Source organism: Achromobacter pulmonis (assembly GCF_002885955.2).
In the GTDB taxonomy this organism is placed as follows: domain Bacteria; phylum Pseudomonadota; class Gammaproteobacteria; order Burkholderiales; family Burkholderiaceae_B; genus Achromobacter; species Achromobacter pulmonis_A.
This window is the reverse complement of the sequence record NZ_POQS01000002.1, coordinates 398,337-422,490: the sequence shown is the minus strand read 5'-3', so window position 1 is coordinate 422,490 and position 24,154 is coordinate 398,337. Positions and strand designations below refer to the sequence as shown.

22 protein-coding genes and 2 pseudogenes are annotated in these 24,154 nt (G+C 69.2%); 13 read left to right on the top strand and 11 right to left on the bottom strand.

Annotation, left to right across the window (positions count from 1 at the left end; translation table 11 throughout):
- The first annotated feature begins 27 nt into the window (after positions 1-27).
- The 11 genes and pseudogenes from C1I89_RS08010 to C1I89_RS07960 all read left to right on the top strand — a co-directional run bounded on the left by C1I89_RS08010 (position 28) and on the right by C1I89_RS07960 (position 9,399).
- Positions 28-906: a polysaccharide deacetylase family protein gene (locus tag C1I89_RS08010; RefSeq protein ID WP_102772247.1), complete on the top strand. Its 879-nt coding sequence runs from the start codon at positions 28-30 to the stop codon at positions 904-906.
- Between the two features lie 49 nt (positions 907-955).
- The gene (locus tag C1I89_RS08005; protein ID WP_102772246.1) at positions 956-2,368 is read left to right on the top strand and encodes an MFS transporter; all 1,413 of its coding nucleotides are present in this window, start codon (positions 956-958) and stop codon (positions 2,366-2,368) included.
- 9 nt (positions 2,369-2,377) lie between these two features.
- The gene (locus C1I89_RS08000) at positions 2,378-3,154 is read left to right on the top strand and encodes an SDR family NAD(P)-dependent oxidoreductase (RefSeq protein ID WP_102772245.1); all 777 of its coding nucleotides are present in this window, start codon (positions 2,378-2,380) and stop codon (positions 3,152-3,154) included.
- 11 nt (positions 3,155-3,165) lie between these two features.
- Positions 3,166-3,989: pseudogene (locus C1I89_RS35840) on the top strand (SDR family NAD(P)-dependent oxidoreductase).
- Between the two features lie 12 nt (positions 3,990-4,001).
- The gene (locus tag C1I89_RS07990; RefSeq protein ID WP_102772242.1) at positions 4,002-4,313 is read left to right on the top strand and encodes a hypothetical protein; all 312 of its coding nucleotides are present in this window, start codon (positions 4,002-4,004) and stop codon (positions 4,311-4,313) included.
- Between the two features lie 24 nt (positions 4,314-4,337).
- Positions 4,338-4,976: pseudogene (locus C1I89_RS07985) on the top strand (SDR family NAD(P)-dependent oxidoreductase); the annotation flags it as partial.
- A gap of 11 nt (positions 4,977-4,987) precedes the next feature.
- Positions 4,988-5,746, top strand: a complete 759-nt coding sequence (locus C1I89_RS07980) for an SDR family NAD(P)-dependent oxidoreductase (protein WP_102772243.1) — start codon at positions 4,988-4,990, stop codon at positions 5,744-5,746.
- Between the two features lie 12 nt (positions 5,747-5,758).
- Entirely contained in the window at positions 5,759-6,070 is a 312-nt protein-coding gene (locus tag C1I89_RS07975; protein WP_102772242.1) for a hypothetical protein, read from the top strand.
- Positions 6,057-7,106, top strand: coding sequence for a CobW family GTP-binding protein (locus tag C1I89_RS07970; RefSeq protein ID WP_102772241.1), 1,050 nt, complete (start codon positions 6,057-6,059; stop codon positions 7,104-7,106). Before C1I89_RS07975 ends, C1I89_RS07970 begins: the two co-directional genes overlap by 14 nt.
- 7 nt (positions 7,107-7,113) lie before the next feature.
- Complete coding sequence (locus C1I89_RS07965) at positions 7,114-8,322, top strand: ABC transporter substrate-binding protein (protein WP_102772240.1); 1,209 nt, start codon at positions 7,114-7,116, stop codon at positions 8,320-8,322.
- A gap of 36 nt (positions 8,323-8,358) precedes the next feature.
- Positions 8,359-9,399, top strand: a complete 1,041-nt coding sequence (locus C1I89_RS07960) for a GntR family transcriptional regulator (protein ID WP_102772239.1) — start codon at positions 8,359-8,361, stop codon at positions 9,397-9,399.
- A 16-nt stretch (positions 9,400-9,415) separates the two neighbouring features.
- On the opposite strand, the gene C1I89_RS07955 is transcribed toward C1I89_RS07960, so the two are convergent.
- The 4 genes from C1I89_RS07955 to C1I89_RS07940 form a co-directional block, all read right to left on the bottom strand.
- Positions 9,416-10,720 (bottom strand): MFS transporter, encoded by a 1,305-nt coding sequence (locus C1I89_RS07955; RefSeq protein WP_102772238.1) that lies wholly within the window; start codon positions 10,718-10,720, stop codon positions 9,416-9,418.
- A gap of 143 nt (positions 10,721-10,863) precedes the next feature.
- Positions 10,864-11,964 carry a hypothetical protein gene (locus C1I89_RS07950; protein ID WP_247747683.1) on the bottom strand — a complete coding sequence of 367 codons (1,101 nt, stop codon included), beginning with the start codon at positions 11,962-11,964 and terminating at the stop codon, positions 10,864-10,866.
- A 116-nt stretch (positions 11,965-12,080) separates the two neighbouring features.
- Positions 12,081-12,809 carry a helix-turn-helix domain-containing protein gene (locus tag C1I89_RS07945; RefSeq protein WP_102772236.1) on the bottom strand — a complete coding sequence of 243 codons (729 nt, stop codon included), beginning with the start codon at positions 12,807-12,809 and terminating at the stop codon, positions 12,081-12,083.
- Positions 12,810-12,897: 88 nt separating this feature from the next.
- A complete protein-coding gene (locus tag C1I89_RS07940; protein WP_102772832.1) occupies positions 12,898-13,341 on the bottom strand; it encodes a gamma-glutamylcyclotransferase family protein in 444 nt (147 codons plus the stop codon).
- A 137-nt stretch (positions 13,342-13,478) separates the two neighbouring features.
- Between C1I89_RS07940 and clpB the strand changes: the two genes are divergently transcribed.
- Positions 13,479-16,085: an ATP-dependent chaperone ClpB gene (gene clpB / locus C1I89_RS07935; protein ID WP_102772235.1), complete on the top strand. Its 2,607-nt coding sequence runs from the start codon at positions 13,479-13,481 to the stop codon at positions 16,083-16,085.
- 179 nt (positions 16,086-16,264) lie between these two features.
- On the opposite strand, the gene C1I89_RS07930 is transcribed toward clpB, so the two are convergent.
- Genes C1I89_RS07930 through C1I89_RS07900 form a run of 7 tightly spaced genes read right to left on the bottom strand, consistent with a single transcriptional unit; the run spans position 16,265 to position 23,153 of the window.
- Positions 16,265-16,612 carry a Rieske (2Fe-2S) protein gene (locus tag C1I89_RS07930; protein ID WP_102772234.1) on the bottom strand — a complete coding sequence of 116 codons (348 nt, stop codon included), beginning with the start codon at positions 16,610-16,612 and terminating at the stop codon, positions 16,265-16,267.
- Positions 16,587-17,459: an intradiol ring-cleavage dioxygenase gene (locus C1I89_RS07925; RefSeq protein ID WP_102772233.1), complete on the bottom strand. Its 873-nt coding sequence runs from the start codon at positions 17,457-17,459 to the stop codon at positions 16,587-16,589. Before C1I89_RS07925 ends, C1I89_RS07930 begins: the two co-directional genes overlap by 26 nt.
- A 20-nt stretch (positions 17,460-17,479) precedes the next feature.
- Positions 17,480-18,940, bottom strand: coding sequence for an aldehyde dehydrogenase family protein (locus C1I89_RS07920; RefSeq protein ID WP_102772232.1), 1,461 nt, complete (start codon positions 18,938-18,940; stop codon positions 17,480-17,482).
- A 33-nt stretch (positions 18,941-18,973) separates the two neighbouring features.
- A complete protein-coding gene (locus tag C1I89_RS07915) occupies positions 18,974-19,993 on the bottom strand; it encodes a hydroxyquinol 1,2-dioxygenase (RefSeq protein ID WP_102772231.1) in 1,020 nt (339 codons plus the stop codon).
- A gap of 43 nt (positions 19,994-20,036) precedes the next feature.
- Positions 20,037-20,531: a hydroxyquinol 1,2-dioxygenase gene (locus tag C1I89_RS07910; protein ID WP_102772230.1), complete on the bottom strand. Its 495-nt coding sequence runs from the start codon at positions 20,529-20,531 to the stop codon at positions 20,037-20,039.
- Positions 20,532-20,554: 23 nt separating this feature from the next.
- The gene (locus tag C1I89_RS07905) at positions 20,555-21,523 is read right to left on the bottom strand and encodes a Bug family tripartite tricarboxylate transporter substrate binding protein (protein ID WP_102772229.1); all 969 of its coding nucleotides are present in this window, start codon (positions 21,521-21,523) and stop codon (positions 20,555-20,557) included.
- A 52-nt stretch (positions 21,524-21,575) separates the two neighbouring features.
- Positions 21,576-23,153, bottom strand: a complete 1,578-nt coding sequence (locus C1I89_RS07900) for an alkaline phosphatase family protein (protein WP_102772228.1) — start codon at positions 23,151-23,153, stop codon at positions 21,576-21,578.
- Positions 23,154-23,293: 140 nt separating this feature from the next.
- Between C1I89_RS07900 and C1I89_RS07895 the strand changes: the two genes are divergently transcribed.
- Positions 23,294-24,112 (top strand): IclR family transcriptional regulator domain-containing protein, encoded by an 819-nt coding sequence (locus C1I89_RS07895; protein ID WP_108627526.1) that lies wholly within the window; start codon positions 23,294-23,296, stop codon positions 24,110-24,112.
- Positions 24,113-24,154 lie beyond the last annotated feature (42 nt).

Genomic DNA, 24,154 nt, shown 5'->3' with positions numbered 1-24,154 from the left:
TCTCTACCCAGGGCAGGAGGTGCAGGCATGGCAAAGCAGATATTCGTGGCGTTCGGCGTCGACGTGGACGCGGTGAGCGGCTGGCTGGGCTCGTACGGCGGCGAGGATTCCCCCGACGACATTTCGCGCGGCATGTTCGCGGGCGAGGTCGGCTCGCCGCGGCTGCTCAAGCTGTTCAAGAAATACGGGCTGACCACGACCTGGTTCATCCCCGGCCATTCGGCCGAAACCTTCCCCGACCAGATGAAGGCGGTGGTCGACGCCGGGCACGAGGTCGGCATACACGGCTACAGCCATGAGAATCCCATCGCCATGACGCCGGAGCAGGAAGAGGCGGTGCTGGACAAAAGCATCGAGGTCATCACCCGACTGGCGGGCAGGGCGCCCACCGGCTACGTCGCGCCGTGGTGGGAATTCAGCCCCATCACCAACGAGCTGCTGGTCAAGAAGGGCATCAAGTACGACCACAGCCTGATGCACAACGACTTCCATCCCTACTACGTGCGCGTGGGCGACGCCTGGACCAAGATCGACTATTCCCGCCATCCCGACACCTGGATGAAGCCGCTGCAGCGGGGCCGCGAGACGTCGCTGGTCGAGATCCCGGCCAACTGGTACCTGGACGACCTGCCGCCGATGATGTTCATCAAAAAGGCGCCCAACAGCCACGGCTTCGTCAACCCGCGCGACATCGAGCAGATGTGGCGCGACCAGTTCGACTGGGTCTACCGCGAGCACGACTACGCGGTGTTTCCGATCACGCTGCATCCCGACGTGTCCGGCCGGCCCCAGGTGCTGCTGATGCTGGAACGGCTGATCGAACACTTCCAGAAGCACGACGGCGTGCGCTTCGCGACCTGCGACCAGATCGCCGACGACTTCCTGCGCCGCCAGCCGCGCAGCTGACCGATTCTTCCCGGGCCGTCCCGGCCCTTACTTTCCGCAGGCCGACCCCATGGATACCCTCGATTCCGCGCGCAGCGCCTCGGCGCTATGGACGCCGCCCGCCGTCACCAAGCAGCAAGTCAACTACGCCACCTGGGTGTGCTTTTTCGCCTGGGTTTTCGCTGTCTATGATTTCATCCTGTTCGGCACGCTGCTGCCGCAGCTGGGCGAGTATTTCCAATGGAGCGCCGAGCGCCTGGCCAGTCTCAACACCTGGGTCACCGTGGGCACGGCGCTGGTGGCGTTCGGCCTGGGACCGGTCACCGACCGTCTCGGCCGGCGCAAGGGCATCATCATCGCGGTGGCCGGCGCCGCCATCTGCTCGGGCCTGACGGCGCTGGCGGGCTGGATCATCGGTCTGTCGGCGGGGCTGGGCTTTCTGCTGTTGATCCTGGTGCGTTCGCTGGCGGGGCTGGGCTATGCCGAGCAGAGCATCAACGCCACCTACCTGACCGAGCTGTTCGCGGTGGCGCACGCCGATCCCGCGGCCCGCAAGCGGCGCGGCTTCATCTATTCGCTGGTGCAGGGTGGCTGGCCGATAGGCGCGGTGCTGACGGCGGCGCTGGTGGCCGTGCTGTATCCGCTGGGCGAGCGCTGGTTCGGACAGGGCGGCGGCTGGGGCCTGTCCTTCGTGTTCGCGACTTTTCCCGCGGTGGTCATCGTGATCCTGGGCCGCAGGCTGGTCGAGACCCCGCAGTTCCTCACGGCCCGGCGCATCGCCGAACTGCGCGCCCGGGGCGAGGGGGAACAGGCGCAAGCCCTGGCCGCGGCCCATGGCCTGGACGCCGGCGGCGGGCACCAGCAGGGCGTGGCGGCGATCTTCAAAGGCGCGTCGCTGCGCCCGACGCTGACCCTGTCGCTGGGCTTTTTCCTGAACTGGTTCGCCATCGTGCTGTTCGCGGTGCTGGGCACGTCGGTGCTGGGCGGCTCGGGCGGCACGCCCGGCAAGGGCGTGGACTTCTCCAACGCGCTGCAAGTGCTGATCGTGTCCAACCTGGCGGGCTTCCTGGGTTATCTGTTCCACGGCTGGCTGGGCGACCGCATCGGTCGGCGCAACGCCGTGGCCATCGGCTGGATTCTGGGCGGGCTGGCGTTCTACGCCATGCTGCAGGCGCCGCAGGGCGATTTCTGGAGCATCGTGCCGCTGTACTCGCTGGGCCTGTTCTTTCTTATCGGCCCCTACGCGGCGGTGCTGTTCCTGATCGGCGAGAGCTTCCCCAACCAGATCCGGGCGACGGCCGGCTCCTTCGTCAACGCGCTCGGGCAGGTGGGGGCCATCGTGGCCGGCTTCGGCAGCACGTACACGCTGTCCAGCGGCGCGGACTGGATCGAGGCGGCGCTGTACTGGGGCGCCATCCCGTGCTTCCTGTCCGGCATCGTCATGGTGCTGGTCCCGCACGTGGACCCCAGCACCGTCAAATAGGAGGGTGCCATGTCCGGATACGACAAAGCGGCGCTGGTCACCGGCGCGGCCAGCGGCATCGGCCAGGCCCTGGCGCTGGCCTACGCGCAGGCCGGCGTGGCGGTGGCCGGCGGCTACCTGCCTGGCGACGTCCACGATCCCTCGGCGACGGCGGCCCTGGTGGAGGCGGCCGGCGGCCAGTGCCTGATGCTGCCGGTGGACGTGACCCAGACCGGCCAGGTCGAGGCGTTCGCCGCGCGCGCGGTCGGGCATTACGGGCGGCTGGATTACGCGGTGGCCAACGCCGGCCTGCTCAGGCAGGCCGCGCTCGCCGACATGAGCGACGCGCAATGGACCGAGATGATGGACGTGGACCTGGGCGGGGTGATGCGCGTGTTCCGGGCGGCGGCCCGGCACATGCGCGACGGCGGGGCGATGGTGGCGGTCTCGTCCATCGCCGGCGGCGTGTATGGCTGGCAGCAGCACGTGCATTACGCGGCGGCCAAGGCCGGCGTGCCCGGCCTGTGCCGCGCCGTGGCCATGGAGCTGGCGCCGCGCGGCATCCGCTGCAATGCGGTCATTCCGGGCCTGGTCGAGACGCCGCAGTCGCTGGACCCGGTCAATTCCCTGGGGCCGGAAGGCCTGGCGCGCGCGGCCGCCGGCATACCGCTGGGGCGCGTGGGCAGCGCCCGCGAGATCGCGCTGCTGATCCGCTTCCTGACCAGCGACGACGCTTCCTACATCACCGGGCAGTCCGTGATCGCCGACGGCGGGCTGACGGTGCGCTGGCCGGGTCTGCAAACCTGAAAGAGGCACTCATGATGCATACGAACGTTCTGGAGAACCGGCGCGCCGTGGTGACGGGCGCCGGCAGCGGCATCGGCGCGGCCATCGCGCTGGCCTATGCGCGGGCTGGCGCCGCGCTGCTGCTGGCCGACCTGGACGGCGCGCGGGCCGAGGCGGTCGCGGCGCGCTGCCGCGAGGCCGGCGCGCGCGCCGTGGCGCAGGCCGCCGACGTCAGCGACGAGCTGGCCGCCGCGCGCGCCATCGATGCCTGCGTGCACGCCTACGGCGGCATCGACGTGCTGGTGAACAACGCCGGCATCCTGACGCAGTCGCTGTGCGCCGACATGCCGGCGGCGATGTGGGACGAGATGATGCGCGTGGACCTGCGCAGCGTATTCCTGTGCTCGCGCCGGGCGCTGCCGCACATGACGGCGCAGCGCTGGGGGCGCATCGTCAACGTCGCTTCGCAGCTGGGCATCAAGGGCGGCGCGGAGCTGAGCCACTACGCGGCGGCCAAGGCGGGCGTCATTGGCTTCACCAAGTCGCTGGCGCTGGAAGCGGCGCCGGCCAACGTGCTGNNNAGGCGGGCGTCATTGGCTTCACCAAGTCGCTGGCGCTGGAAGCGGCGCCGGCCAACGTGCTGGTCAACGCCATCGCGCCCGGCCCGATCGAGACGCCGCTGGTCGACGGCATCAGCGAGAGCTGGAAAAAGCAGAAGGCCGCCGGCCTGCCGCTGGGTCGCTTCGGCCGCCCCGAGGAGGTCGCGCCCAGCGCGGTGCTGCTGGCGTCCGACCCCGGCGGCAATCTCTACGTCGGCCAGGTGCTGGGGCCGAACTCCGGCGACGTCATGCCCTGAAAGGAGGCGACCATGTGCGGCATCTGCGGTTTGCTGCAAGGCACGGCCCACTGGAGCCGCGCCGACGTCCCGCCCGAGCAGTCGCGGCGCGAACGCCTGCTTCAGGCGGCCCAGGCCAACCGGCTGCTGGCGCTGTTCCGCCTGGAGCTGCGCGACCTGCACGGGCAGTCCTATCTGCTGTCCGGCCCGACCGGCGCGAGCGTGCTGCTGCCCGACCTGGGCGGGCTGTGGGCGGCGGCCGAACTGCTGCTGGGCCGCCGCCTCGATCCGCTGGACATGCCCTGGCCGCAAGCCGTGCGGGAGGCCGATCATGGCGCGGGCTGACGCGGACACGCTGCCGGNTCGGCGACGGCGGCCCTGGTGGAGGCGGCCGGCGGCCAGTGCCTGATGCTGCCGGTGGACGTGACCCAGACCGGCCAGGTCGAGGCGTTCGCCGCGCGCGCGGTCGGGCATTACGGGCGGCTGGATTACGCGGTGGCCAACGCCGGCCTGCTCAGGCAGGCCGCGCTCGCCGACATGAGCGACGCGCAATGGACCGAGATGATGGACGTGGACCTGGGCGGGGTGATGCGCGTGTTCCGGGCGGCGGCCCGGCACATGCGCGACGGCGGGGCGATGGTGGCGGTCTCGTCCATCGCCGGCGGCGTGTATGGCTGGCAGCAGCACGTGCATTACGCGGCGGCCAAGGCCGGCGTGCCCGGCCTGTGCCGCGCCGTGGCCATGGAGCTGGCGCCGCGCGGCATCCGCTGCAATGCGGTCATTCCGGGCCTGGTCGAGACGCCGCAGTCGCTGGACCCGGTCAATTCCCTGGGGCCGGAAGGCCTGGCGCGCGCGGCCGCCGGCATACCGCTGGGGCGCGTGGGCAGCGCCCGCGAGATCGCGCTGCTGATCCGCTTCCTGACCAGCGACGACGCTTCCTACATCACCGGGCAGTCCGTGATCGCCGACGGCGGGCTGACGGTGCGCTGGCCGGGTCTGCAAACCTGAAAGAGGCACTCATGATGCATACGAACGTTCTGGAGAACCGGCGCGCCGTGGTGACGGGCGCCGGCAGCGGCATCGGCGCGGCCATCGCGCTGGCCTATGCGCGGGCTGGCGCCGCGCTGCTGCTGGCCGACCTGGACGGCGCGCGGGCCGAGGCGGTCGCGGCGCGCTGCCGCGAGGCCGGCGCGCGCGCCGTGGCGCAGGCCGCCGACGTCAGCGACGAGCTGGCCGCCGCGCGCGCCATCGATGCCTGCGTGCACGCCTACGGCGGCATCGACGTGCTGGTGAACAACGCCGGCATCCTGACGCAGTCGCTGTGCGCCGACATGCCGGCGGCGATGTGGGACGAGATGATGCGCGTGGACCTGCGCAGCGTATTCCTGTGCTCGCGCCGGGCGCTGCCGCACATGACGGCGCAGCGCTGGGGGCGCATCGTCAACGTCGCTTCGCAGCTGGGCATCAAGGGCGGCGCGGAGCTGAGCCACTACGCGGCGGCCAAGGCGGGCGTCATTGGCTTCACCAAGTCGCTGGCGCTGGAAGCGGCGCCGGCCAACGTGCTGGTCAACGCCATCGCGCCCGGCCCGATCGAGACGCCGCTGGTCGACGGCATCAGCGAGAGCTGGAAAAAGCAGAAGGCCGCCGGCCTGCCGCTGGGTCGCTTCGGCCGCCCCGAGGAGGTCGCGCCCAGCGCGGTGCTGCTGGCGTCCGACCCCGGCGGCAATCTCTACGTCGGCCAGGTGCTGGGGCCGAACTCCGGCGACGTCATGCCCTGAAAGGAGGCGACCATGTGCGGCATCTGCGGTTTGCTGCAAGGCACGGCCCACTGGAGCCGCGCCGACGTCCCGCCCGAGCAGTCGCGGCGCGAACGCCTGCTTCAGGCGGCCCAGGCCAACCGGCTGCTGGCGCTGTTCCGCCTGGAGCTGCGCGACCTGCACGGGCAGTCCTATCTGCTGTCCGGCCCGACCGGCGCGAGCGTGCTGCTGCCCGACCTGGGCGGGCTGTGGGCGGCGGCCGAACTGCTGCTGGGCCGCCGCCTCGATCCGCTGGACATGCCCTGGCCGCAAGCCGTGCGGGAGGCCGATCATGGCGCGGGCTGACGCGGACACGCTGCCGGCGGGCGTGCTGACCGGCTTTCTGGGCGCGGGCAAGACCACGCTGCTGCAACGCTGGCTGCGCGGCGGCGAACGCGGCGAGACCGCAGTGCTGATCAACGAATTCGGCGCCGTGGGCCTGGACCACCTGCTGGTCGGCGCCGTCGATTCCGACACCTTGCTGCTGGAGAACGGCTGTATCTGCTGCTCCATCCGCGGCGAGCTCGACAGCGCGCTGGTCCGGCTGCACCAGCGCCGCCTGCGCGGCGAACTGCCGCCGTTCAAGCGCGTGGTGATCGAAACCACCGGCCTGGCCGCGCCCGGGCCGGTGCTGGCCACGCTGCTGGCCAGCCGCCGCTTCCATCCCGCGTTCGTCGCCACCGTGGTCGACGCGATGAGCGCGGCGGACCAGTGCCGGCGCTACGCGGAATGGACGGCGCAGGTGGCGGCGGCCGACACGCTGTGGCTGAGCAAGACCGACCTGGCCGGCGCGGACGAGGTGGCCGCGCTGCACGCGCAGCTGGCGCGGCTCAACCCGATGGCGCGGCGCATCGACCTGGGCGCGCCCGCGGACGACGCGCCCGACGGCTGGCTGGCCGCCGGCGCCGACGGCCCGGCGGCGGACCCTGCGCAATGGCTGCGCCGGGTCGGCGCGGCAGGCCGCGGCCCGCGCGGCGGCGCGGCGGCGGCCGACGGCGCCAGCGCCTTCTGCCTGAGCTTCGACGGGCCCTTGCGCTGGGCCGTGCTGACGCTCTGGCTGACGCTCCTGATGCATCGCCACGCCGACCGCATCCTGCGCCTGAAGGGCTTGCTGGAGGTGATTCCCGAAGGCGGCGGACCGGCGCGCGCCGTGGTCCTGCACGGCATGGGCCACCTGATGCACCCGCCGCGGCACCTGGACGCGTGGCCGGGCGCCGACCGCCGCTCGCGGCTGGTGTTCATCACCCGCGGCCTGGACGAGGGCGCCGTGACAAAGTCCTGGCGCGAGTTCGAGCATTTCTACACAATGGCCGGGCAGGATAGCCATTCATGTTCTCGATAGGTGCGCCATGGTCAGCCCGCAAGGCATATCGGTAAAGGCCCGTGAGCGGCGGGCACTGCGCGTGCTGGGCACGTCGGTGACGCTGCTGGAATCGCTGCGCCGCGGCGCCGAGGAGGATCTGGGCATTCCCATCGAATACCAGGTGCTCAACGGGTTCGACGCCCAGCGCCAGGCCGTGATCGAACCCGGCAGCTTCGACGTGTACGACCAGTGGTTCCACAGCATCGACTATCTGTGGCCGACCGGCGCGCTGCAGGCCATCGACACCGATCGCATCGCGCGCTGGGACGAGATCAACGCGCTGCCGCGCAGCGGCCGCCTGACGCCGGGCGCGCCCTACGGGCAGGGCTGCAATCCGGTGACGCGCCTGTACGTGCAGGCCGACAGCTCCCTGGCCGACACGCCCAGCCGCCGGATCAGCATGCTGCCGCTGACGCACAACGCCGACAGCTTCGCCTACCTGCCGGCCGAACTGTCCCGGCTGATCGGCGACGCCCCGGAAAGCTGGTCCTGGCTGGTTTCGCCGCGCTGCACCGGGCGCGTCGCGCTGCAGGCCGACGCCGCCATCGGCGCGCTCGACGCGGCGCTGGCGCTGCAGGCCAGCGGCGAAATGCGGTTCGGCGACATCGGCAATCTCAGCATCGAAGAGATCGACGGCATGATCGAGCTGCTGATCGCCAAGAAGAAGGCCGGCCTGTTCGCCGGCTTCTGGGACGATTGCGCCGAGGCCGCGAGCCTGATGGCGCACAGGCGCGTGGCCATACAGAGCCATTGGTCGCCGTCGGCCGGCGACTACGCCAGCGCGGGCCTGGCCTGCCGCATCGCCAGTCCGGCCGAGGGCTATCGCGCCTGGTATGGCGGGCTGGGCATTTCCAGCCGGCTGCAAGGGCCCAAGCTGGAGGACGCCTACCGCTACCTGAACTGGTGGCTGTCGGGCCGCGCGGGCGCGGTGATGGCGCGCCAGGGCTTCTACATCTCCAACCCCGACCGCGCCCGCGCCTATCTCAGCCAGGCCGAATGGGACTACTGGTACGGCGGCCTGCCGGCCCGCGAGGACCTGCCGGGCACGGGTGGTAATATCCTCGTGCGCCGCGGCAGCGTCCGCGACGGCGGTTCGTATGAGCAGCGCATGAGCCGTGTGGCGGTATGGAACACCGTCATGGACGAGCACAATTACCTGGTCCGCAAATGGGCCGACTTCATGCGTACAGATTGAATCCCGGCCCGCAAGCTGGCCGGCCGCGCCACGACGATGAAAAGAGCACCGCGCCAGTCGCCCGTCCAGGATTCCGGCCTGCCCGCCGAGGCCGCGCCGCCGCCCGAGCCGGGGCCGCGCGAGCTGCGCTATGACGTGATCCGCAACCGCCTGCGCCAGGCCATCCTCGATGGCCGCGTGGCCGCCGGTCTGGTGCTGCTGGAAGGGCCGGTCGCGAAGGTGTTCGGCACCAGCCGCGTGCCGGTGCGCAAGGCCTTCGAAATGCTGCACGAAGAGAACCTGCTGCGCAAATTCCAGGGCCGCGGCTATCTGGTCGCGCCGCCCGGCGAGCAGCCCGCGCCGCGGCGCCTGCCCATCGACGAGGCCGCGCTGGGGCTGGACACCCCCGACGCCACCATCCGCATTCCCTCCGAGAGCGAGCGCATCTACGGCCAGCTGGAGCAGGCCATTTCAACCTGTGTGGTGTTCGGCCATTTCCGCATCGACGAGGCCCGCGCCACCGAGCATTTCCGCGCCAACCGCGCCGCCGTGCGCGAGGCGCTGGGCCGGCTGGTGGATCGCGGGCTGGTCGAAAAAAGCGTGTATTCCTCGTGGCGCGCCGGCCCGCTGACCGCGCGCGCCATCTTCCAGGATTTCGAACTGCGGCTGCTGCTGGCGCCGCAGGCGCTGCGCCTGAGCGCGCCGCAGCTGGACCCGGCGCTGCCGGCGGCGCTGCGGCGCGAACTGGCCTCGCCGTCGTTGGACCTGGAAGGCCTGCTGCGGGTCGAGCGCGCCATACACGTGGACTGCCTGGCGCATCACCAGAACACCAAGCTGCTGCGCATTCTGACGCGCTGCGAACTGCCGCTGATCGTGAACCAGCTCTTCTGCCGCATGTTCCGCCAGCCCGTCAATCCGGCGGTGGCGGCCGAGTACGCGCGCATCGTCGATTGCCTGTGCGAGGCGCGCTTCGACCAGGCGGCCGAGGCGCTGGCGGACCATCTGCGCGCGGCCAGCAAGCGCGCGCCCTCGCAGCTGAAGGCGTTGGCCGTGCTGCCCGAACCGCCCCTGCCGGACTACGTGGTGCGCATTACCTGAGGCGGCGCGCCGGCGCTCAGGCGTGCCGGTGCATGGCCGACGCGTGCTTGGTGTCGCGCATGCTCGCATACACCAGCAGGGACAGCAGGATGATGCCCGCCAGGTAGTAGTAGAACCATTCCTCGTGCCCCTGCTGCTTGAAGAAGAGCGCGATGGCCGGCGCCGTGCCGCCGAAGATGGACACCGTTATCGCGTACGGCACGGCCACGCCGGTGGCGCGCACGTTGGTGGGGAACAGCTCGGCCTTGACCACGGCGTTGATGGACGTATAGCCCGCCGTGAAAATCCAGGCGCCGCAGATCAGCAGGAAGGCGATGAACGGCGAGCTGGTATGCGACAGCGTCATCAGGATGGGCACGGTGAGCGCCGCGCCGGCCACGCCGAAGAAGATCAGCAGCGGCTTGCGCCCGATGCGGTCGGACAGGGCGCCGTACAGCGGCTGCAGGAACAGCGCGAAGATCAGCGAGCCGGCGATGATGTAGGTGGTGACGATGTCGCTGAACCCCGAGGTCTGGCGCACGAAGGTCTGCATGTAGGTGGTGAAGGTATAGAAGGCCGCGGTGCCGCCGGCGGTCAGGCCCACCACGATCGCCACCTCGCGCGGGTACTGCAGCAGGCCGCGCAGCGAACTGGTCTGCGGTTTCGGGGCCTTGCTGGCTTCCTTGTACGAATCGGTCTCGGGCATGTCGCGCCGCATGACCGCGGTGATGATGGCGAGCATGGCGCCGATCACGAAGGGAATGCGCCAGCCCCATTCCAGCAGCTGTTCGTGCGTGAGGAACACGTTCTGCAAGAGCAGCAGCACCAGGATCGCGCAGAGCTGGCCGCCGATCAGCGTGACGTACTGGAAGCTGGAATAGAAGCCGCGGTGCTCGGGGTCCGCGATCTCGGTCAGGTAGGTGGCGCTGGCGCCGTACTCGCCGCCCAGGCTCAGGCCCTCGACCACGCGCGCCAGCGCCAGCAGGGCCGGCGCGGCCAGGCCGATGGTGGCGTAGGTGGGCGTGACCGCGATGATCAGCGAGCCCACGCACATCATCCCCACCGAGACCATGAGCGACAGCCGCCGCCCGTGGCGGTCGGCCAGATGGCCGAACAGCCAGCCGCCCAGCGGGCGCACGATGAAGCCCGCCGCGAACAGCGTGGCGGCGTTCAGCTGCTGGACCACCGGGTCGTGGGAAGGGAAGAAGGCGGGGGCGAAGTACAGGGCGAAGGCGGTGTAGGCGTAGAAGTCGTACCACTCCACCAGATTGCCCATGGAGCCGACGAAAATGGCCTTGATGCGGCGCCGGGCGTCGGGCATGTCGAGATATGCGTGCGTCATATCCGTTCTCCTGCTGGCTGTCGGAAGCGCCGGCCATGCGAGCGCGGCCCGGGCCTGCGCCGCCGCCGATGGATCGCTCCAAGGCCTTATGTTGCGCTCGTCGGCGCGGAAATGCACCCCCTGCGATGGTTTTCAGTTTTCCGTCAGCGGACGTGCGGCTTGACGGCTTCGCAGGTGGCGGCGCCGTCGGCGCTGCGGGTGTCCTGGCCCAGCAGGGCGCGCGCGCCGCATTCCGAGCCGAACATGCCGGCGTGGTCGTGGCCGACGCCGGCGACCTGGTAGGCGCGCCGGTGCAGCGTGACGGGCCGGGCGCCGCGGGCGGCCAGCTGGTATTCGTACTGGACGTAGCCCATGCCGCGCGCGAGGCGGGTCGCGCCCTGGGCCTCGGCGCCGCAGGTTTTGTCGAGCAGGCGGTCTTCGGGATTGTTGTCCGCCGCGCCCAGCAGGTAGGTCACATCGCGCGCCGCGTAGCGCACGAACAGCCGCGATTCGTCGGTTTCGCGGGCATAGGGCGGCAGCCGGTCCGGGCCGTACTTGTACTGGTTGTAGGTCGGGCAGATGCCGCGCTCGTACGGCGCATAGCCCTTGCCGTCGGGGCGCGGGCGCTCGTTGGTCAGGTACAGGTAGGACGAGGGATTGGCGATCACGTAGCGCAGCGCCACGCCGCCGCGGCGCAGCGGGCCGTCGACGTTGTTCAGCACCGCGTAGCGCTGCACCAGCTGCGCGCCGGCCGAATGGCCGGCCAGCACGATGCCCGCCAGGGCCGGCAGGCGCTCGTCGTCGTCCAGGCTGCGCAGCAGGTCGTCGAGCACCTGGAACGCGCTGACCGGCGCGGGCCGGCCGGCGGCCTGCACGCTGTCGGCGCCTTCCTCCCAGCTCGCCTTGCGCCAGGCCGCCATGCCGGCGTATCCCGAATCGATCGCGCCCGTGTAGCGCGGCGCCAGGATCAGCGTGTCGCGCGCCCGCGCCGGATTGCGCGCGAGCAGCTGCTCCACGGTTTGGTAGTAATGGTCGGCGTCGCGCTTGACGCCGTGGACCACGATGACGACCTGCTTGATATCGCGCAGGTCGTCGCGGTCGAGCCGGCGGTTGGCGTAGACCGGCATCCTGTACCGCTGCCCGGGCTTGCCCAGCTCCAGCGGCTGCCAGCGCAAGGGCGCCGCGCGCTTGGGCACGGGCACGGGTTCGTCGTAGTCGTAGGGGGGCGGCAGCGGCGTCTGGGCATGGGCCGCCAGGGGCGCCAGACAGGCCGTCAGCGCTAGCAGCGCGGCCAGGCCTTGCGCCGCGCCGAAGGCGGCGCGGCCCGGCGGCGCCGGACGGATGTGGGAAGCGGGTGCGCGGCGCACGGCGCAGCGGGCGTTCAGCAGCCTTCTTGGCCCAGGAGCTGCTTGAGCGCCGGCAGGTCCAGGATGCGTACTTCGCGCTGGTTGATCTTGATGAGGCCGTCGCGCGCGAAGCGCGAGAACAGCCGGCTGACCGTCTCCAGGGTCAAGCCGAGATAATTGCCGATTTCTTCGCGGCTCATGCGCAGCACGAACTCGGTGGACGAATAGCCCAGCGAGGCGTAGCGCTGCGACAGGTTGAGCAGGAACGCGGCCAGGCGCTGCTCGGAGCGCATCGAGCCCAGCGAGGCCAGCATCTGGTGGGAGCGGTTGATTTCGCGGCTCATCAGGCGGCGGAACTGCTGCTGCAGCGAGGGCAGGTGCGCCGCGACGCGGTCGATGTCGGCCAGACGGATGACGCAGACCTCGGAGTCTTCCAGCGCCACCGCGGTCGAGACGTGCTTGCCGTCGAGCATGCCGTCCATGCCGACGATTTCGCCGGGCAGGTGAAAACCGGTGACCTGGATCTGGCCGGTGGCGTCTTCCAGCTGCGTCTTGAGGCTGCCGAAGCGCACGCTGTAGACGGCGTCCAGCGGATGGTTCAGCGAATAAAGCGATTTGCCCTTTTCAAGGCGCACGCGCTCCTTGACCAGTTCGTCCAGCTTTTCCACTTCGGCGGCTGCCATGCCGACCGGCACGCACACGTGCCCCAGCATGCAAGTGGAACAGTGGGCGGCATCAGGGGCAACGGGGACCCGTTTTTGCATATGATGACCTTTGTAGTGCCCATAGATCGGGTTACGACCAGAATGGGAGGTGAAGCGCGAAGATGCTTGCTATTGTAGTCCGTTGTTACTACGACGTCTTATCGATGTGGCGCGCCTGCCTCACCATTCGGTAACGAATCCAGTCATCGGCCGCGATGTCCACCGCCGCGCCGCGTAACGCCGGGTCTATGGGGTAGTACTGGCAAGCCAGGCTGCGCACCGGCGACGGGGGCTCCAGGCGCGCGCGGACCTCGCGCCGCACGAAGCAGCCCGGCAGGGCGGGATCGTATTCCTCGATTTCGTCCATCAGGGCGAGCAGGGGCGGTTCCACCAGGAAGACGTCGCCGCGCACCCGGCGGCCGTCCTCCACGGGGATCAGGCCCGGCCAGTCGCCGAAATCCACCAGGCGGCCCGGCACGCTGGCCGGACCGACGTAGCGGGCCGCGGGCAGGCCGCGGCCGGCGGCCGCCAGCGCCAGGTCGTTGATTTCGCCGGCGCGTAGCGTGCCGTAGACAAAAACGTATATGCTCATGAACGACATTATGGCTGCAGGTCGAAGAAACCATGGCGCGCGCACGGTGTTGAAATTCGGGCACCCGGCCGCATATTCAGCTTATCGAGCCCGCCGGCATGTATCGGTCAGGCTCCCCCACAAGCCAATAGACCATTATGCGATTCGACAAACTCACCACCAAGTTCCAGCAAGCCCTGGCCGACGCCCAGAGTCTGGCCGCGCGCAATGACCACCCCTACATCGAGCCCATTCACGTGCTCTCGGCCCTGCTGTCGGATGCCGACAGCGGCGCCGGCAGCCTGCTGGCGCGGGCCGGCGTGGCGGTGAACCGGCTGCAGCCGGCCATCGACAGCGCCCTGAAGTCCCTGCCGCAGGTGCAGGGCGAAGACAACGTCCAGGTCGGCCGCGACCTGCAGGGCGTGCTCACCCGCACCGACAAGGAAGCCGCGCGCCGCGGCGACACCTACATCGCCAGCGAGCTGTTCCTGCTGGCCCTGGCCGACGACAAGGGCGAGGCCGGCCGCATCCTGCGCGAGGCGGGCCTGCAGAAAAAGGCCCTGGAAGCCGCGATCGAGGCCGTGCGCGGCGGCGAGAACGTGTCCGCCGCCGAAGGCGAATCCAACCGCGAAGCCCTGTCCAAGTACACCATGGATCTGACCGAGCGCGCCCGCCAGGGCAAGCTCGACCCGGTCATCGGCCGCGACGACGAAATCCGCCGCACCATCCAGATCCTGCAGCGCCGCACCAAGAACAACCCGGTGCTGATCGGCGAACCCGGCGTGGGCAAGACCGCCATCGTCGAAGGCCTGGCGCAGCGCATCGTCAACGACGAGGTGCCGGAAACCCTGCGCGGCAAGCGCGTGCTGTCGCTGGACCTGGCCGCGCTGCTGGCCGGCGCCAAGTTCCGCGGCGAATTCGAAGAGCGCCTGAAGGCCGTGCTCAAGGAGCTGGCCCAGGACGACGGCAGCAACATCGTCTTCATCGACGAGCTGCACACCATGGTGGGCGCGGGCAAGGCCGAGGGCGCGATGGACGCCGGCAACATGCTCAAGCCGGCGCTGGCGCGCGGCGAGCTGCACTGCATCGGCGCGACCACGCTGGACGAATACCGCAAGTACATCGAAAAGGACGCGGCGCTGGAGCGGCGCTTCCAGAAGGTGCTGGTCGACGAACCGGACGTGGAGTCCACCATCGCCATCCTGCGCGGGCTGCAGGAGCGCTATGAAATCCACCACGGCGTCGAGATCACCGACCCGGCCATCGTGGCCGCGGCCGAGCTGTCGCACCGCTACATCACCGACCGCTTCCTGCCCGACAAGGCCATCGACCTGATCGATGAGGCCGGCGCGCGCATCCGCATGGAAATCGATTCCAAGCCGGAAGTGATGGACAAGCTGGACCGCCGCATCATCCAGCTCAAGATCGAGCGCGAGGCCGTCAAGAAGGAAACCGACGACGCTTCCAAGCGCCGCCTGGGCGCGATCGAGGACGAGCTCGAAAAGCTGCAGCGCGAATACAACGACTTCGAGGAAATCTGGAAGGCCGAGAAGGCCGCCGTGCAGGGCACGCAGGCCATCAAGGAAGAGATCGACAGCGTGCGCGCCGAGATGGCGGAACTGCAGCGCAAGGGCCAGTTCGACAAGCTGGCCGAGCTGCAGTACGGCAAGCTGCCCGACCTTGAGGCGCGACTGAAGGCGGCGGAAGTGGGCGCGGCCGAAGCCGCCGAGGAAGCCGAGGGCGGCGAAGGGCGTCCGCGCCTGCTGCGCACCCGCGTCGGCGCCGAGGAAATCGCCGAGGTCGTGTCGCGCGCCACCGGCATCCCGGTGTCCAAGATGATGCAGGGCGAACGCGAGAAGCTGCTGCACATGGAGGAATACCTGCACAAGCGCGTGGTCGGCCAGGACGAGGCCGTGCGCCTGGTGTCCGACGCGATCCGGCGTTCGCGCGCCGGCCTGGCGGACCCGTCGCGCCCCTACGGCTCGTTCCTGTTCCTGGGCCCCACCGGCGTGGGCAAGACCGAGCTGACGCGCGCGTTGGCGGAATTCCTGTTCGACTCCGAAGAGCACATGATCCGCATCGACATGAGCGAATTCATGGAGAAGCACTCGGTGGCGCGGCTGATCGGCGCGCCGCCGGGATACGTGGGCTACGAAGAGGGCGGCTACCTGACCGAGGCCGTGCGCCGCAAGCCGTACAGCGTGGTGCTGCTGGACGAAGTGGAAAAGGCGCACCCGGACGTCTTCAACGTGCTGCTGCAGGTGCTGGACGACGGCCGCCTGACCGACGGCCAGGGCCGCACCGTGGACTTCCGCAACACCGTCATCGTGATGACTTCCAACCTGGGCTCGCACCATATCCAGAGCCTGGCGGGCAAGCCCTACGAAGTGGTCAAGGAAGTGGTGTGGGACGAACTCAAGCAGACCCTGCGTCCGGAGTTCCTCAACCGCATCGACGAGGTGGTCGTGTTCCATGGCCTGGAAGCGCAGCACATCGAATCGATCGCCCGCATCCAGCTGCGCCGCCTCGGCGAGCGCCTGGAGCGCCAGGAAATGCGCCTGGAGGTCAGCGAACCCGCGCTGGCCGAACTGGCCCGCTCCGGCTTCGATCCGGTGTTCGGCGCGCGCCCCTTGAAGCGCGCGATCCAGCAGCAGATCGAAAACCCGGTCGCGAAGCTGATCCTCGAAGGCCGCTTCGGCCCGCGCGACGTGGTGCCGGTGGACTGGCAGGACGGTCAGTTCGTCTTCACGCGCACCCTGCAGTAGGATGGGTGCAGCGCGAGAGTTCCCGTAGAAGAACTCTCGCGCCGAACGCGCGAAACCCATCAGCCGGCGTAAGCCGGCTTTTTTTTCTTGCCACGAAAGGCGGCGGCTTTCGCCGCCTGATGGGTTTCGCGCGCTGGAAGATTGGGTTCCTGCTCAAGGATTCTCGCGCTGCACCCATCCTACGCCGGGTACACCACCCCCGCCGCAATGCGCACCGGGTACGGGTCCAGCGCCGCGCCCTGGCACGGGCCTTCTATGCACTGGCCGTCCTCGAAGCGGAACAGGGCCGAATGGTGGGCGCACATCATCACCTGGCCTTCGTAGGTCAGCACGCCGCCATGCGCCGCGCCCAGCGTGATGGAGAAGTGCGGGCAGCGGTTCAGGTAGCCCCATACCGCCTCCCCCCGCCGCACCAGGATCACGGACTGCGCGCCCGCGCTGACCGTGCGCGATCCGCCGTCGGGCACGTCTTCGACCCGGCATAGCGCCCCGGCGCGTTGTTCAGGCTCGCGGCAGCACGAAGTCATATTGCCCCTCGTGGAACCCCGACCGGAATCCGTAGCGCGCCGCCAGTGGCGAGTCCGCGCCGCGCGGCTCGTACTGCACCACCAGCGACGGCTTGACGCCGAACACGGCGTCGGAGGCGAGGTAGGGATCGCCGGCATTGAACAGGTGCGTGACCAGCGTCTGGTGGCCCGGCGCCTCGATCATGAAATGCAGGTGGGCGGGCCGGAAGATGTGCCGGTCGGTGGCCGCCATCATGCGGCCCACGGGTCCGTCTCCCGGAATGGGATAGGACACCGGCAGGATGGTGCGTATCGCGTAGTAGCCGGTGTCGTCCGCGCGATAGCGGCCGCGCAGGTTGCCTTCGGGCTGGGCCGTGTCCTGGCCGGAGTACATGCCGTTGGCGGCCGTCTGCCACACATCGAGCACGGCGCCGGCCAGCGGCCGGCCCTCGGTGTCGCGGACGTACCCATGAACCAGCGCCGGCTCGCCGGGCGTCTGCGCCATGTCCTCGCCCGCGGCCCGGTCCGGCATGCCGGCGATGTAGAAGGGGCCGAACACGGTGCTTTCGGTGGCGTGGCCCGGCTTGCGGTGGTTGATGGCGTCGACCAGCATGGAGACGCCCAGCGTGTCGGACAGCAGGATGAACTCCTGCCGCACCACGCCGTCACAGATCTGCCCCGTTTCGGTCAGAAACCGGATGGCCGCCATCCATTCGGCTTCGGTCGGTTCCACGTCCGAGACGAAGGCATGCAGGTGGCGCACCAGCGACTGCATCAGCTGGCGCAGCCGCGGGTCCGGCGTCCGGGCGAAGGTGTCGAGGACGGTTTCGGTGAGGACGGCTTCCGGGTCTCGGGTGGCGGTGTTCATGGGGGACTCCTGTCGATGGCTCAACGCTTGAAGTAGGGCGGCACCGCGGCGTCCACATTCACCCAGACGGATTTGGCCTCGGTGTAGTCGTGCATGGCCTCGAAGCCCATCTCGCGGCCATAGCCGGACTGGCCCATGCCGCCGAAGGGACTGCCCGGATTCACCCGTTTGTAGCAGTTTATCCAGCACATGCCGGCGCGGATGGCGTCCGCGACCTTGTGCGCGCGCGCCAGGTCGCGCGTCCACAGCCCGCTGCCCAGCCCGTAGTCGGTCGCATTGGCGATGGCGACGGCTTCTTCGTCGCTGCCGAAGCGCAGCACGGTGACGAAGGGGCCGAAGACTTCTTCCTGCGCGACGCGGTCCTGCGGTTTGGCCTCCACCACCGTCGGGGCCACGAAATAGCCCGCGGACAGCGCCCCGTCGGGCGCCTTGCCGCCGGCCAGCACGCGCCCGCCCTGTTCGGTGGCGATCTGCACGTAGGACAGCACTTTGTCGCGATGCTGCGCCGAGGTCAGCGGGCCCATTTCCGTGTCGGGCGAGCGCGGATCGCCCAGGCGGATGGAGTTCGCCAGCCGGGTGAAGCGTTCGAGGAATTCGTCGGCGATCCTGTCGTGCAGCATCAGCCGCGAGCCGGCGATGCAGGCCTGGCCCTGGTTGTGGAAGATGGCCCAGGCTGCACCGTTGACCGCGGCGTCGAGGTTGGCGTCCTCGAAGACGATGTTGGCGCCCTTGCCGCCCAGTTCGAGCTGCACGCGCTTGAGGTTGCCCTTGGACGCCTCGACGATGCGCCGGCCGGTGGCGGTCGAGCCGGTGAAGGCGATCTTGCCCACGTCCGGATGCTCGGCCAGGCGCTGGCCGGCGGTATGGCCATAGCCCGGGACCACGTTGACGACGCCATCGGGAAAGCCGACCTCGGCCATGAGTTCGGCGATGCGCAGCGTCGACAGCGGCGTGAGCTCCGACGGCTTGATCACGACGGTGTTGCCGGCGGCCAGGGCCGGGCCCATTTTCCAGCTGGTGAACATCAGCGGGAAGTTCCACGGCACGATCTGGCCCACCACGCCGATCGGCGCGCGCTGCACGTAGTTCAGAAAGCCCGCTTCCACCGGGATGACGCTGCCCAGCAGCTTGTCGGCCATGCCGCCGAAGTAGCGGAAGCAGGCGGCGGTGCGCGGCACGTCCAGGCCGCGCGTATCGCGGATGGGATGGCCGGTGTCCAGGGTTTCCAGCTGCGCCAGCTCTTCGGCGTTGGCTTCGATCCTGTCGGCGAGCTTGAGCAGCAGGTGTCCGCGGTCGGCCGCCGCCATCCGCGACCAGGCGGGAAACGCGCGCTGCGCCGCTGCGACGGCGCGGTCCACGTCGGCCGCCTCGGCGGCGGCGATGGCGGTGATGAGGGCGCCGTCGTAAGGATTCAGCACTTCGATGGTGCCGCCGGCAGCCGCGTCCACGAACTTGCCGTCGATGAAGAGTTTGTTCTGCATGGTTGATGATTCGCTGAAGAGTGTGGGTAAGGCTCAGAAGGCGACCGGATACGGCGGGAGTTCGCCGCTTTCGTAGCGCTGGGGCAGGTCGGGCGTGGCGTTCTCCCAGACCAGCAGCATGGAGCGCTTGGTCGAATAGCCCTGGTGGCGGATGTCGGCCGGCATGGCGCAGACGTCGCCGGCGCGCATCGTGACCCGCGCGCGCGGCGCGCCGGTTTCCTTGTCGCCGATGTCCCAGACGATCTCGTCGGACAGCTGCAGGAACCATTCCACCCGGTCGTTGCCGTGGAACACCGGCAGGATGAACTCCTCGGTCGTGGGGCAGAACAGGCTGGCGCCGCACACCGAGGTGACCGAGGGGTTCCAGGTCACGTCCGAGCGCGACAGGTACTTGAACAGGTTGAAGGCGTGCAGCTGGCCTTCGAAGCCGGGTTCGACGTGGACCTCCGGCTCTTCCTGGGTCACGTCCGCGAACGCGCGGTTGACCGGCAGGTCGTCGCGCAGGGGCGAATCCCCGGGCAGGCCGGGCATGCGCCGGGTGGCGATCCGCGAACGTTCGATGGCGTCCGCGTTGTCGCCGCGCTTGCGGCCGAAGGCGGTGCCGGTTTCTTCCGGCGCGGCGAAGGGATCGAAGCCTTCGTTGGTCCAGTCGTGCAGCATGGCCTTGAACGTGGCCATGATGAGCGGGGTGTCGAAGGTCTCGGTGTAGTCCACGCCGGCCGCCTTCATGACGCCGTTGAACGAGCCGGCGTAGACGTCGACCTTGCCGTAGTGGTTGCGGGTGCCGAATACGTGGTCGAAGTTCACCCAGCCGTAGAAGAAGCCCCAGGCCACGTCCCGCATCAGGGCGCGCAGGAACGCGTCGGCGGGCATGGCGTGGGTGCGCGTCTGGCCGTTGGCCGGCCAGTGAATCTTGGCGAAGTATTCGTCGCGGGTGAAGGTGAAGGCGCCGAGATCGAAGCGCTTGTAGCCGGTCGCGGCGTCGGCGGCGCTGGCCTGGACCTTGTCGGCGGCGAAAGCGGGGGCGGGGGTATCGGTGGCGAGCTGGGCCATGTCGGTTCTCCAGATGGAAAGAATCGTGGGGGAGGGCGGAGGGCTACTGCAGGCAGATGTCCGCCCACTTCTCGACGGACAGTTCGCCCAGGCGGGTGTGCAGCAGCAGGACGCCCGGCAGCGCGGCGGTGAAGCGGTAGGCGCAGCCCGCGGGCAGCAGGCACTGGTGTCCGCGGCCCAGCTTCACGTGTCCCATCGGCCGGCCGGCGGGGTTTTCGCCCGCGAGCACGGCGCCTTCGCCCGCGGCCGGCGGCTGGTCCAGGGCCAGGAATTCGACCTGCGCCACGCCGTCCATGAGGATGGCGAACTCGTCGTGGCTGCAGACGTACCAGGGCGACACGCCTTCGGCCCGCACGGTCTCGATGACGTACTCCAGGTTCTTACCCACGACGATCTTCTCGTAGGGCGCGGCGCCGTCGGCCACTTCGAATATGTTGGAAAACACATAGTGGCGGGGCGATCCGGTGGTGATCTCGATAGAGCCTTTCCGGTAGTTCTTCAGCGAGCCGAAGACGGTGGGCGTTGCGGTCGTGTTCATGGGGTCTCCAATATCGTTCAGGTTCAGTTCACCTGCAGGTGAATCTTCTGGATGACGGCGTTCCATTTGGCGGTGTCGTCGCGCAACCGGCTGGCCGTCTGCTCGGGCGATTCCGGACGCGGGTCCAGGTCGTTGGCCTGCAGCTTCTGCTTGACGTCCGGCCGGGCCAGGGCCTGCGCCACCGCTTCGTTCATGCGGTCGACGATGGCCGCCGGCGTGCCCTTGGGCGCGAACAGCATTTCTCGGAAAGTGGCGTCGTAGCCCGCGACGCCGGCCTGCTGCATGGTGGGCACGTCCGGCGCCTGCACCGAGCGCGTGTCGCCCGATACCGCCAGCCCGTTCAGCTTGCCGGCGGACACGTAGGACGCGACCACGGGCGAGGCGAGGTAGCCGCAGGGCACCTGGCCGGCCAGCACGTCCTGGGTGGCCGGCGACGGCCCTTTGTACGGGACGTGCATGACGTTGAGGCCCGCGCCGGACAGGTACAGCTCCATCGCCAGATGGCCGGGCACGCCCTGGCCGCCGGACGCGTAGCTGAGCGCGCCGGGCGCCTTTCTGGCCTCGGCGTCGAGCTGGGCCAGCGTGCGCAGGCCGGATGAGGGGCCGCACACCAGCATCTGGTTGAAGTTGGCCAGCGCCACGACCGGCGTCAGGTCCTCGGCCTTGAAATTGAGCTTGCGATAGATGGCCGGGTTGATGGTGACCACCGTATCGGGCGCCTGCAGAAAGGTGTAGCCGTCGGCGGCCGCCCGGGCCACCGCTTCCGCGCCGATATTGCCGCCCGCGCCGGGGCGGTTTTCCACGACGAGGGGCTGCTTGAGCGTCTGTCCGACCGCCTCGGCCACGATGCGCGCGGCCGTGTCGCCGGGCGAGCCCGCCGGAAACGCCACCACCACGCGGATGGGGCGCGCCGGCCAGTCGTCCTGCGCATGGGCGTACGGTCCTGTGCCGGCGGCGATGCAGGCCGCCAGCGCAAGTAGCTGCGATTTCATGTTGTCTCCTTCCGTATGTTTTTTTCAGGCGCCCTGGTGCGGGCGCGCTGTGTCACCACCTGCCGATATGGATGCCTGTCGACTCCTCCTTGCGCGTCCATGCCGCCATCGTCTCGCCGCTGACCGTGGGGTGTATCCGGCGGTTGCGCAGCCATTCGAACAGCAGGGCCTGGTAACGCTCGCGAACGGCGGCGTAAGCGGGGTCCGCGCCCAGGTCGTCGAATTCGTCGGGGTCGGCGCGCAGGTCGAAGAGCTGCGGACGCAAGCCCTCGAAATGCACGTACTTCCAGTCGTGGTCGCGCACCATGTAGGCGTGGCAGCCGTCGGTGGGCCGGTTCAGCGGTTCGCGCACGCAGTCGCGGAACGCATAGTCGTTTTCCGAGTACACGGCGTTGCGCCACTCGGCCGGGGCATCGCCCTGCAATAGCGGCAGCAGCGAACGTCCTTCCAAAATGTGGCCGGGGATGTCCGCCTTGTAGGCGTCCAGGATCGTGGGGACCAGGTCGATGGCTTCCACCAGCCGCGATTCCACGACGCCGCGCGGCACGCCGTCGCCCGGCAGGCGGATGATGAGCGGCACCTTGGCCACGCAATCGTGGAAGAGCTCCTTCTCGCCCATGTAGTGGTCGCCCAGGTAGTCGCCGTGGTCGCTGCTGAAAATGATCATGGTGTCCCGGTCGCGCCCGCTGCGCCGCAGGTAGTCGAACAGCACGCCCAATTGGTCGTCCACCTGCTTGATGAGTCCCATGTAGGTGGGGATGACGGTCTCGCGCACTTCGTCGCGGGAGAAGCTCTGGCTCACCTCCGTGCGGCGGTAGCCCTGCAGCACGGGGTGCGCATGCTCCAGTTCGCGGGGGCTGCGCTTGACGGCCTGCACGTCGTCTTTCGAGTACATGGCGTGATAGGGCGCCGGCGCGACGTAGGGCCAGTGCGGTTTGATGTAGGACAGGTGCAGCACCCAGGGCCGGTCGCCGCTTTCTTCGATGAACTCGATCGCGCGCCGCGTCATGTAGGGCGTTTCGGAGTCCTCTTCGCGCACGCGGGCGGGCAGGGCGGCGTGGCGCATGTTCCAGCCCGACAGAATCTCGCCGTTTTGGCCCAGCGCCGAGTTGGCGTGATCGTGCCAGGGATTGGCGCCGTCGTAGCCGCGCTGGCGCAGGTATTGGCCGTAGCGGTGCGCCTCGGTCCTGAAGCCGTCGGGCCAGATGCCGTCGTCGCGGTCGTAGGGTTCGAATCCGCCTTCCATCGCCAGCGTGCCGATGGCGCTGGCGGGGTCGATCCCCAGGCGGCGCAGGCCGGCCATGTCCGGTTCCATGTGCGTCTTGCCGGCCACCGCCACGCGCACGCCCAGCGGGTTCAGGTAATCGCCCAGCGTCAGTTCGCTGACCGGCATGGGCACGAAGTTCCATACCGCGCCGTGGCTGGTGACGTAGCGGCCGGTGTAGTAGGACATGCGCGACGGGCCGCAGACCGGGCCCTGCACGAAGGCGTTGTCGAAACGCACGCCCTCGGCGGCCAGCCGGTCGATGTTGGGGGTGCGCAGGCGCGGGTGTCCATAGCAGGACAGATAGTCCCAGCGCAGTTGGTCGCACATGATCCACAGCACATTGCGTACAGCCTGTCCGCCCATTCCAGCCTCTCGTCCCGGTTCGCCAGCCACATCGGCCTGCGATAGACGCCACGATATTTGGAGCGGGCTGGGCGGCTCAAGCAGGTTTTGCTAGAGTTTCACCGAGTGAAATCCGCGGATGCGCGGAAAAGGGAGACGCAATGACCCGCTGGGCCCCGAAGGTGAAGACGATAGACGCGCTGGAGCGCGGCCTGATCGTGCTGGACGAGGTGCGCGCCTCGCAGGGCGCGAGCCTGCAGGAATTGCACGTGCGCACCGGCTACGCCAAGGCCACGCTGCTGCGCATCCTGGCGACGCTGCAATTGCGCGGCCTGATCTGGCGGCGGATCGCCGACGACTATTTCTGTCCGGCCAGCTCGCTCAACGAACCCAGCCGGCGCGCGCGCGTGCTGGACCTGCTGGGCCAGTGCGCGGCGCCCGAACTGGACCGCCTGCAGGCCAAGGTGCTGTGGCCGTCGGACCTGACGGTGCGCCGCGGCAGCGCGATGATCGTGCGCGAGACCAACCGCAGCCAGTCGTACTTCACGATACGCAGGGACAACATCGGCTTCCAGATCAACATGCTGCGCTCCGCCGTGGGCCGCGCCTATCTGGCCTTCTGCGCCGACAAGGAGCGCGAGTCGATCCTGGCGGCGCTGCGCCGCAGCCGCCGCGAGGGCGACGCGCTGGCGCACGATAGCGCCGCCGTGGACAGGATGCTGGAGCAGACTCGCCGCCAGGGCTACGGGCTGCGCGAGCAGCGCTTCGGCGGCGACTACGACAAGCCGCGCAGGGACCAGAACGACAGGCTGGAGGCCATCGCCGTTCCCATCATGGCCGCGCCGGGGCGGCTCTACGGTTGCGTGAACATCGTGTGGATACAGGGCGTGCGCACCGCCGACCAGATGGTCGAGCAGTGCCTGGAGCCGCTGTGCCGCACGGCCCGCGCCATCTCGGCCGGCATGACTCGCCGCGCTTGAGGCAAAATTGTTTTTTTAATGTATTAAAACTACGGGTTATTA

What these genes read in the sequence shown, in the direction of transcription:
- C1I89_RS08005 (WP_102772246.1), top strand. Translation starts at nt 956, where the DNA reads ATGGATACCCTCGATTCCGCGCGCAGCGCCTCGGCGCTATGGACGCCG.
- C1I89_RS07970 (WP_102772241.1), top strand. Translation starts at nt 6,057, where the DNA reads ATGGCGCGGGCTGACGCGGACACGCTGCCGGCGGGCGTGCTGACCGGC.
- C1I89_RS07930 (WP_102772234.1), bottom strand. Translation starts at nt 16,612, where the DNA reads ATGACTTCGTGCTGCCGCGAGCCTGAACAACGCGCCGGGGCGCTATGC.
- C1I89_RS07920 (WP_102772232.1), bottom strand. Translation starts at nt 18,940, where the DNA reads ATGCAGAACAAACTCTTCATCGACGGCAAGTTCGTGGACGCGGCTGCC.
- C1I89_RS07955 (WP_102772238.1), bottom strand. Translation starts at nt 10,720, where the DNA reads ATGACGCACGCATATCTCGACATGCCCGACGCCCGGCGCCGCATCAAG.
- C1I89_RS07905 (WP_102772229.1), bottom strand. Translation starts at nt 21,523, where the DNA reads ATGAAATCGCAGCTACTTGCGCTGGCGGCCTGCATCGCCGCCGGCACA.
- clpB (WP_102772235.1), top strand. Translation starts at nt 13,479, where the DNA reads ATGCGATTCGACAAACTCACCACCAAGTTCCAGCAAGCCCTGGCCGAC.
- C1I89_RS07965 (WP_102772240.1), top strand. Translation starts at nt 7,114, where the DNA reads ATGGTCAGCCCGCAAGGCATATCGGTAAAGGCCCGTGAGCGGCGGGCA.
- C1I89_RS07980 (WP_102772243.1), top strand. Translation starts at nt 4,988, where the DNA reads ATGATGCATACGAACGTTCTGGAGAACCGGCGCGCCGTGGTGACGGGC.
- C1I89_RS07900 (WP_102772228.1), bottom strand. Translation starts at nt 23,153, where the DNA reads ATGGGCGGACAGGCTGTACGCAATGTGCTGTGGATCATGTGCGACCAA.
- C1I89_RS07910 (WP_102772230.1), bottom strand. Translation starts at nt 20,531, where the DNA reads ATGAACACGACCGCAACGCCCACCGTCTTCGGCTCGCTGAAGAACTAC.
- C1I89_RS08000 (WP_102772245.1), top strand. Translation starts at nt 2,378, where the DNA reads ATGTCCGGATACGACAAAGCGGCGCTGGTCACCGGCGCGGCCAGCGGC.
- C1I89_RS08010 (WP_102772247.1), top strand. Translation starts at nt 28, where the DNA reads ATGGCAAAGCAGATATTCGTGGCGTTCGGCGTCGACGTGGACGCGGTG.
- C1I89_RS07975 (WP_102772242.1), top strand. Translation starts at nt 5,759, where the DNA reads ATGTGCGGCATCTGCGGTTTGCTGCAAGGCACGGCCCACTGGAGCCGC.
- C1I89_RS07895 (WP_108627526.1), top strand. Translation starts at nt 23,294, where the DNA reads ATGACCCGCTGGGCCCCGAAGGTGAAGACGATAGACGCGCTGGAGCGC.
- C1I89_RS07990 (WP_102772242.1), top strand. Translation starts at nt 4,002, where the DNA reads ATGTGCGGCATCTGCGGTTTGCTGCAAGGCACGGCCCACTGGAGCCGC.
- C1I89_RS07960 (WP_102772239.1), top strand. Translation starts at nt 8,359, where the DNA reads ATGAAAAGAGCACCGCGCCAGTCGCCCGTCCAGGATTCCGGCCTGCCC.
- C1I89_RS07940 (WP_102772832.1), bottom strand. Translation starts at nt 13,341, where the DNA reads ATGAGCATATACGTTTTTGTCTACGGCACGCTACGCGCCGGCGAAATC.
- C1I89_RS07925 (WP_102772233.1), bottom strand. Translation starts at nt 17,459, where the DNA reads ATGAACACCGCCACCCGAGACCCGGAAGCCGTCCTCACCGAAACCGTC.
- C1I89_RS07915 (WP_102772231.1), bottom strand. Translation starts at nt 19,993, where the DNA reads ATGGCCCAGCTCGCCACCGATACCCCCGCCCCCGCTTTCGCCGCCGAC.
- C1I89_RS07945 (WP_102772236.1), bottom strand. Translation starts at nt 12,809, where the DNA reads ATGCAAAAACGGGTCCCCGTTGCCCCTGATGCCGCCCACTGTTCCACT.